The organism is Halalkalibacterium halodurans (genome assembly GCF_004376175.1).
GTDB classification, from domain to species: Bacteria; Bacillota; Bacilli; order Bacillales; family Bacillaceae_D; genus Halalkalibacterium; species Halalkalibacterium halodurans.
Window position 1 is genome coordinate 18,767 of record NZ_SNUY01000043.1, and the last position, 8,771, is coordinate 27,537.

Annotated in this window: 6 protein-coding genes and 2 pseudogenes; 6 read left to right on the forward strand and 2 right to left on the reverse strand. The window is 44.6% G+C overall.

Features of this window, described 5'->3' with window-relative positions:
* Positions 1-128: 128 nt before the first annotated feature.
* From E2L07_RS13730 to E2L07_RS13750, 5 genes and pseudogenes are all read left to right on the forward strand, one after another.
* Positions 129-1,739, forward strand: a pseudogene (locus tag E2L07_RS13730) (IS1182 family transposase); the annotation flags it as partial.
* Positions 1,740-1,911: 172 nt separating this feature from the next.
* Positions 1,912-2,845 (forward strand): annotated as a pseudogene (locus E2L07_RS13735) (ABC transporter ATP-binding protein).
* 12 nt (positions 2,846-2,857) lie between these two features.
* Positions 2,858-3,214, forward strand: coding sequence for a hypothetical protein (locus E2L07_RS13740; protein ID WP_134229846.1), 357 nt, complete (start codon positions 2,858-2,860; stop codon positions 3,212-3,214).
* Entirely contained in the window at positions 3,202-4,125 is a 924-nt protein-coding gene (locus E2L07_RS13745) for an ABC transporter permease (RefSeq protein WP_134229847.1), read from the forward strand. Before E2L07_RS13740 ends, E2L07_RS13745 begins: the two co-directional genes overlap by 13 nt.
* A complete protein-coding gene (locus E2L07_RS13750; protein WP_010897226.1) occupies positions 4,122-5,228 on the forward strand; it encodes an ABC transporter permease in 1,107 nt (368 codons plus the stop codon). Before E2L07_RS13745 ends, E2L07_RS13750 begins: the two co-directional genes overlap by 4 nt.
* Positions 5,229-5,271: 43 nt before the next feature.
* Here the strand turns inward: E2L07_RS13750 and nsrR are convergent, their stop codons facing one another.
* Complete coding sequence (nsrR, locus tag E2L07_RS13755) at positions 5,272-5,712, reverse strand: nitric oxide-sensing transcriptional repressor NsrR (protein ID WP_010897227.1); 441 nt, start codon at positions 5,710-5,712, stop codon at positions 5,272-5,274.
* 329 nt (positions 5,713-6,041) lie between these two features.
* On the opposite strand from nsrR, the gene hmpA reads away from it, so the two are divergent.
* Positions 6,042-7,277 (forward strand): NO-inducible flavohemoprotein, encoded by a 1,236-nt coding sequence (gene hmpA, locus E2L07_RS13760; protein WP_053431697.1) that lies wholly within the window; start codon positions 6,042-6,044, stop codon positions 7,275-7,277.
* A 61-nt stretch (positions 7,278-7,338) separates the two neighbouring features.
* On the opposite strand, the gene E2L07_RS13765 is transcribed toward hmpA, so the two are convergent.
* The gene (locus tag E2L07_RS13765) at positions 7,339-8,610 is read right to left on the reverse strand and encodes an ArgE/DapE family deacylase (RefSeq protein WP_134229848.1); all 1,272 of its coding nucleotides are present in this window, start codon (positions 8,608-8,610) and stop codon (positions 7,339-7,341) included.
* Between the last annotated feature and the right edge of the window lie 161 nt (positions 8,611-8,771).

An 8,771-nucleotide genomic window follows, 5' to 3' on the forward strand; every position in this document is an offset into this window, starting at 1 on the left:
GGCTGTATCAAAAGGTCATAAAAAATGACCTTTTGACAGCTCCTTTTTCATGCCAAACATACAAAAAAATCGCCTCTTTCGGTATAATGAAGTTACCACACCACATTAACGAAAGAAGGCGATTTTTTATGAGTAACCAAACGGTCACTTTCCAAGATTATACCATGAATCAGCTGTATCTTCCTATGGATTTTTCCGATTTAATTCCTGAGGATCACGTTGCTCGGATCGTGAGCGACATGATCGATGCCCTGGACGATCAGCTGTTTGTTGATGTGTATAAAGGAGGCGGTCGCCCCGCCTACCACCCGAAAATGATGGCGAAAATCGTCTTGTACGGATATACACAGGGGCTGTTTTCCGCCCGTGCCATCGAAGGCGCTCTGAAAGAACACTTGCCTATGATGTGGCTTTCCGCCAGCCAAGCGCCCGATTTTAACACGATTAACCGGTTTCGTTCAGAACGCTGAAAGCCGGTGATGGATGCCTTATATGCGGAGATGGTCCAGCTACTGATAGAAGAAGGGTATGTCGATGGAAAGGACTATTTTCTCGACGGCACCAAGATCGAGGCTAATGCCAACAAGTACACGTTTGTCTGGCGCAAAAAGACTGAGGGATACGAAGAAAAACTGCAATCGAAAATCGAGGACAATCTTCAGGCGATTGAAGACGCCATTGCGTTCGATATCGACTCCCTGAAACGAAAAGATGACACATTTCCACGCGAACGTATCTCCCGAGAAGCCCTGGAAGAAGTCGCTCAACAAGTCGAACAGGAGCTCAAGGCGCAGGAAGACGCCATCGAAGCTCTCGATACGGTCGATGAAAAACAGGGGAAGAAACAAGCTGTCAAATCGCTGCGCCAGTTTCATAAAGCGTTAACAAAGGATTATCTCCCGCGTCTAGAGAAATACGAAACCCAAATGGATTTATTTGGGGATCGCAATAGTTATTCAAAGACGGACGTGGATGCCACGTTTATGCGCATGAAAGACGATCACATGATGAACGGTCAGCTCAAAGCCGGGTACAATATCCAAGCCGGCACACAGGACCAGTTTATTCTCCATTATTCCATTCATCAGAGTCCAACGGATGCCCGGTTGCTTAAGCCTCATTGGGAGAGTTTGAAAGAAACCGGACGGCATCTACCGGAAAACCTGATTGCGGACGCCGGCTATGGAAGTGAACCGAATTATATGTATCTCACCGAACAGGAAGACCTGCACACGTTGATCCCTTACAACACCTATGAACAGGAACAGAAACGATCGTTTTCGAAAAAAGCGTATCATCCGCACAACTGGATGTACGATGAGAAAGACGATCTATACTGGTGCCCGAATCAGCGGAAAGTGACGTTTCGCCACTATAGTCGCCGCACAGATAAACATGGCTACACCCGAGACTTTAAAATCTATGAATGTGAGTCCTGTGAAGGATGCCCGTTTAAAGCGGACTGTACCACCGCCAAAGGCAACCGAAAAATCTATTACAATCCGGTGTATGAAGAGTTAAAGGCGAAAGAAGCGATCAAACTGAAAAGTAACGACGGACGAACACTCTACTCGCGTCGAAAAACGGACGTGGAGAGTGTATTTGGTCATGTCAAACAAAACCTAGGCTTCCAACGATTCCACCTGCGGGGGCTGAAAAAAGTCCACGTTGAGTTCGGCTGGGTGGCTCTGGCTCACAACATACGAAAGGTGGCGGCGAGAAAACGCCACCAAAAGAAACAAGCAGCATAAACAGAGGCAAAAAATACCATGGTCACCCTCTCTATGGATGGCGTCCATGGTATTTCCCGCTAAAGGCTTTTGATACAGCCCCTTTTTCATAAGAAGTGACGGAAAGCAGTATGTATCCTTTGCCTTGTTCGATAAGCTTAGGAGGGAAGGAGGAGAGAACATGATTGAAGTGATTGATCTATCAAAGACTTATCAAAACCGTCAAGTCGTAAAAGGCATCAATATGTTTATCGAAAAAGGAGAAATGGTTGGGTTGCTTGGCCCGAATGGAGCCGGGAAATCCACAACGATTTCGATGATTTCATCTTTAATTCAGCCCACGTCAGGAGATGTTTTAATAAAAGGAGGAAGCTTTCACAAGCAATCGAAAGCCATTCGTTCGATTCTTGGAGTCGTCCCACAAGAAATAGCTGTTTATCACGATTTGACCGCCCGTGAAAACCTGGCGTTCTTCGGAAAAATTTACGGGTTAAAAGGTGAGGAACTAAAACATCGTATGGAGAGCACCTTACAGCTTGTAGGATTGGAGGAACGACAAAATGATCGAGTTCATACGTTTTCTGGGGGGATGAAGAGAAGGCTCAACATCGCTGTTGCCTTGCTCCACGAACCGGAACTTATCATTATGGATGAACCCACCGTCGGCATCGATCCTCAGTCACGGAGTCACATTTTAGAAACCGTCAAAACGTTGAATCAAGAGCGGGAAATGACCGTCATTTATACGTCTCATTACATGGAGGAAGTCGAGTATTTGTGCGATCGTCTTTATATTATGGATCGAGGGGAAGTGATTGCATCAGGGACGAAAGATGAAGTGAAGGGTATCCTTTCATCGAATCAGTCGATCAAGCTAACGACGGAGATGTATTCCCCCTCGTTTTTTAACAGCTCTGCAAGATCATCCAGTCATTTCCTCGGTAAAAGTTATGGAGCAGACCTTTACCATCATCGTCCCAAAACGAGAAAACATCCTTGATGATCTGTTTATGCTCGCAAAAGAAACAGGAACAACCTTGAAGTCGATTGACATTCAAGCACCGACGCTCGAAGATGTGTTCTTACACTTGACTGGACGAAAGTTGCGAGATTAAAGGAGGGGCAGAATGATGATTGGGCCGTTTATAAAAAAAGACCTCCTCCATTTTATAAGAGATCGTAAAGAGTTAGCGATTCTCTTACTTATGCCATTTGTGTTAATTTCCATTCTTGGCTTTTCGTTGAAAAACGTCATGGGTGGTGATGGTGGCGATTTGTCAGTGACGATGGTCATTGTTGATGAGGGGAGTCATGTCACGGAAGCTGGGCACTTTCAAACGGTTTTACATGAGAGGGGGCTGTCAAAAGAACAAGTACAAGCATTTTCAAGGGTCCTTCCCCATGTGTCGCTGCCTGACCTTTTGATCGACCAAATACTAGATAATGAGCAGCTTTCTTTTATTGAACACATGTGGATGCTCTAGATGAAGTTCAGCGAGCTGATTACGACGGAGTCATCTATTTTCCGGAAGGCTATCGGATCGCTACTTGGAAGCAGGTGTTTCTAGGAGAGGACCAGGTACCAGCCGCCCAAGTTTATTTGAATGAAAAGGCACCGTTACGAGCTTCAATTGTTGACCAAATCGTTGACCAACTGTACCGATATTGGAATATTCAAATGAGCTTAAATGAAATCGCGTCGGCCCAGCAGAGGATTCCACTTGAACCAAATTGGTTTGTGCCTGATTCTGTCGGTTCGTGGGAGTTTTTTGACGAGCGTGAGCCGATCTCTTCGTTTGATTATTATACGGTCGGGATGTGTGTCATGTTTGCTTTGTTTGTGGTGGCATTCATCGCTAGTTATGGACAATTAGAGAAACAACAACAAGTGTTTCAACGTGTTATGCTTGCCAACGTCTCGCCATGGGTATACATGATTAGCAAATGGGTGTCAGGTACGCTTATTTCCTTCGTTCAGTTGATCATCGTTTTTACTCTTTCGTCCCTTGTTTATCAAACGACACTTCCTACGGTTCTTCCATTTGTCGTGATAACGATTATGTTTTCAATAACAGTTGGTGCTCTAGCTGTATTGATGACATCATTCAATTATCACTTCCAGATAACGAGCTTAATTACCGTTTTCTCTAGCGGGATTGTCTCCATATTGGCGTTTGTTGGCGGTAGCTTTTTCGATATAGGGGAGTTGTCTGAATCGCTTTATCGACTGGGACAATGGACACCAAATGGAGCAGCTTTGAACTCGTATTTATACTTGTTAAGTGGAGGAGAACTGTCAGGGTTGAAGGCGACATTTTATCGACTAGCGTTCATGAGCGCATTGTTCATCGGTTGTGCATGGCTCGTCTTTCCGAAAAGGGGGGAAGCTCAATGAGAGCGATTTTGTGGAACTATTGGCGGCATTTGATTTACCGTCCGTGGTACGTCGTCGGTTTTTTTATCTTGACGGCGACCTTCGCCTTTGTGACGGGCCAGTCTTCTTTTTCAAAGGTAGAAGTACCAGTCTATGTGGAAGGAATGTCGTCTGAAGAAACGGCTAAGATGTTAGGTTATTTGAATGAGCATAAACGGTTTGATTTTCAATTAATGGATCAAGAGGAGATCGAAACAGGGTTACGTCAACATGAAATGGACTTCGCCATTGCGCTGAAGCAGGATGACTTTCGTATGCTATCCTCTGCAGAAACGGTGGACGTCAATGCAGTTTTTACCCACCTTATGATGATTTACCAAGAACAGCAAATCTATGATCAAGCCGCTGACCACCTGTCCATATCTGCGAGCGACATCCGAACAGAAGTGGACAGGCGGCTAGCAAATCCGGCTTATAAATTGGAGAAACAACAAGCGCAAGAGGAAAAGGATTTCAAGTATGATCAAGGATTACAGTCGTTATTTGGATTCAGCTTATACTTTGCGATCATGACGATTAGTTTTACGGTTAGTATGATCGTTCAAGAAAAACAAAACGGCCTATGGGATCGAGTGATGCTATCGCCTTTACGAAAAACACAAATTTATCTCGGTCATTTGTCGTATAGCTTTTTACTCGGCTATGGTCAACTGGCGCTGCTATTTAGTTTCTTTCATTATCTGCTGGGCGTAAACTTTTACGGCGGATTTCCCATGGCGCTTTTAGCCCTCGCTCCATATGTGTTTGCGATTGTGTCGCTCGGAGTGTTATTGAGTAGTTTTGTGACAAACGCTCGGCAGCTTGATGCAGTGATCCCACTCGTATCCACAAGCATGGCCATGGTCGGTGGTGCCTTTTGGCCACTAGAAATAGTTCAGTCGAGTGCCATGCTATTCGTATCTAAATTTGCTCCGATTACTTACGGAATGGAATTGCTGAAAGGAGTCACGATCAATCAAGCACCAATCCATGATGTTCTGTTTCACGCGGCTGTCTTGTTTTTGATGGGGGTCCTCTTTATGGGAATTGGTTTAAATGTTATGGAGCGGAAAGCAAGTTCATAATAATATGAAAAATCAGCTTACCCAACCGGTGAGCTGATTTTTTTTATGGTTTGAGCTTGAGCAATGCTTGCAATTCATCTTCATTGGTCAATAAATCTTTTAGTGTATACTGCTCAAGTACACGTAAATAAGCTGTAAGCGCCTCATGTAAGACACCTTTTAAGCGACAAACCGGGTTTAAAATACATGTGTTCGTTTCGTGGTTGAAGCATTCGACGAGTTCAAGGTTATCTTCCGTTTGTTTGACGACAGCACCGATATTGATCTCTTCCGGCGCTTTTGCCAAGCGAATGCCACCGTTTCGTCCCTTTATTGTTTCAATGAGGCCGAGCTTACCTAGTTCATACGTAACCTTTGTTAAATGATTGTAGGAAATGTTATAAATCGTTGCCACTTGCTTGACGCTAGAGAGTTTGTCTTTAGGCTGTAAAGCTAAATATAAAAGCAAGCGAAGCGAGTAATCAGTATAAGAAGTTAATTGCATTTCATTCACTCCAAATGATCATGTCGATAACAGCATACCATAAAGTGAAACTTCATTCAGTGGGGGGATTTTTTAGCGTCTCCACTAAAAGGAGATGAAGTCTATACGGCATGGGGATTTTATCCTATTTCCATTCAATGGATACGTTAACGTATGGGGGTGCAAGCTTTAGCGTCAGGTAAACAGAAAAAAGGAAGACGAGGACTCATTTGTGGCGAAAATTTAACAATGGTTTAAATGTGTATTTTAAATATTGATTAATGAACATAGGTGGTGTACTTTAAATATGTATACAAAATACTTATTTATAAAAGTGAGGCGATCCATCCATGAGTACTGCGACGTTAAGCCAAGAAACGAAACAAATCGTTAAAGCCACCGTACCGATTTTAGCCGAACACGGGGAAGCGATAACGAAGCACTTTTACAAACGAATGTTTAGTCATCATCCGGAATTGTTAAACATCTTTAATCAGACGCATCAAAAACAAGGAAGACAACCGCAAGCACTAGCAAATTCCATCTATGCGGCCGCTGAGCATATCGACAATTTGGAAGCAATTTTACCTGTTGTCAGCCGTATCGCCCACAAGCATCGCAGCTTAAACATTAAACCAGAACAGTATCCGATCGTCGGGGAGAATTTGCTTGCTGCGATGAGAGAAGTACTAGGAGATGCTGCATCTGATGACGTATTGGAGGCGTGGCGGGAAGCGTATGAACTGATCGCAGACGTGTTCATTCAAGTTGAGAAAAAAATGTACGAAGAGGCTAGTCAGGCTCCGGGTGGTTGGCGCGAGTTCCGTTCCTTTGTTGTTGAAAAAAAGCAAAGGGAAAGTGCGACAATTACATCATTTTATTTAAAGCCTGAAGACGGGAAAGCACTTGCCTCCTACAAACCAGGGCAATATATTACCGTAAAAGTAACGATTCCAGGACAGGAGCATACTCATATGCGGCAATATAGTTTATCAGATGCCCCAGAAAAAGGCTATTACCGGATCACTGTTAAGCGTGAGGAGGGGGATGGCGATTTGCCCCCAGGGATCGTCTCGAATTATTTGCATCAACATATCCATGAGGGGGATGTGTTAGAGATCACAGCACCAGCAGGAGATTTTACGTTACAGGAGGAAGGGGAGCGTCCAATTGTGTTCATAAGCGGTGGCGTAGGGGTAACGCCTCTTATGAGTATGTTTAACACTTTAATGCAAAGAGGAGTAAAACGTGAAGTGATATTTATTCATGCAGCAATCAATGGTTTTTATCATGCCATGCATGATCATTTAGCTAAAACCGCTAGCCAGCAAGAAAATGTCCACTATGCTGTATGCTACGAACGGCCAACACCAGGGGATCGGATGAATCCTTTTATGAAAAAGGAAGGATTTATCGATGAATCATTCCTTCGTTCTATCCTCCACGATCGAGAGGCAGACTTTTATTTTTGCGGGCCAGTCCCATTTATGAAAACGATCGCTCAAATTTTAAAAGACTGGGACGTTCCCGAACAGCAGGTTCATTATGAGTTTTTTGGACCTGCAGGAACGCTAGCGTCTTCTTAGAGCGAAAACGAGAACTCCCGTACCCCGATTTCAGCGTGATACGGGAGTTTTCTAGTGCTGATCATTTACGGACGCCGCACCAGTTCATCATAAAGGCTGCATAGGTTTTCGTCACATCTTTTACGCTTGTCAAATCAACCCATTCATCTATTCCGTGCATTCCGTCCCCTACAGGGCCATAGCATGTGGCCGGAATGTTAAAATCATTAATAAATGTGCGAATATCCGTAGTTGCGGTAATGGCAGTTGTTTTCATTTTCGTCCCATGAACGAGCTTGTGCGTCCGAGCAAGAGCTTGCACCAACGGCTCCTCGCTCGAAATTTCAGCACCGGGGGCAGAAAAACCGTAAAACGTGAGCTCAGGCGGTGTATGGGACAGCCACTCATCCTGCAAGGAGGCCTGATTTATCCAGTCTTTGATTTGACTTTTTACGTCATCAGGGTCCACGCCAGGGTAAAAGCCAACCCGCACGTCGATCGTACATTCTGTTGGGACACTGGATGGCCAGTCTCCACTATGGATCGTTCCAATATTCACATTGAGTGGATGGGGGTGGTCGGAATATGCTGGATGCTTTTTCTCTTGATTTAAATACTGCCGATACGATTGCAAGGCTTTTATGAGCAGGTAGGCCTTTTCGATTGGGTTCACCGCACGATCTGCCCGTTCTGTATGGGCCCCCGCCCCTATGACTTTTAAACGAACCCAGAGTACGCCAACTTGAGTGATGACCGCCTGTAAGCCAAAAGGCTCTGGGATCAGGGCCCCGTCTGCCGCATGACCTCTCATAAGTGCAGCAAGAGCTCCGTTACCGGTACACTCCTCTTCAATGACTGATTGAAAGATGACGTCAGCCCCGAGTTCAACGCCCACTTGTTGCAAGGCACGATAGGCAAAAATCATCGCCGCCAACCCGGACTTCATATCTTGAATTCCTCGCCCGTACATGCGATTTTCCACGATCGTTGCGCCCCATGGATCATACGTCCAATGCTCAACAGGTTCAGGACTGACGACATCCACATGACTTTGTAAAATTAAGCTTTTCCCAACCGTAGGCTTACTCGACTGCGCCGTCCCGACGACAATCGGACGCTGATCGTATCCCCAATCAACATCAATATAAGATGGATGACGTATAAGCTTGCTCGGATTCGGAACGAACTCATCCACATCAAGTCCCATTTCGTGCTTAAAATAGTGGGCGAGATACGCTTGAATAGCCCCTTCGTTGCCAAGTGTGCTAGGAAAACGACCGAGTGTTTGCAGAAAGGCAACCTGCTCTTCCCATTGCTCATCAATCGTTTGCATTACCTTCTGTAATTGTTCCATTTCTTTCCCCCCTTCTTTTAAATCGTATTGTCAAAACTTTATATAGAAATAGGTTAATAAATCCTATATTAGAGGGCTTTATAAGCAAAAAACTTGCCACCCCCCTGAATTCTAAGGTATTGATGAGGTAACCACACGACATCAATCCCCTTAAGAAAAAA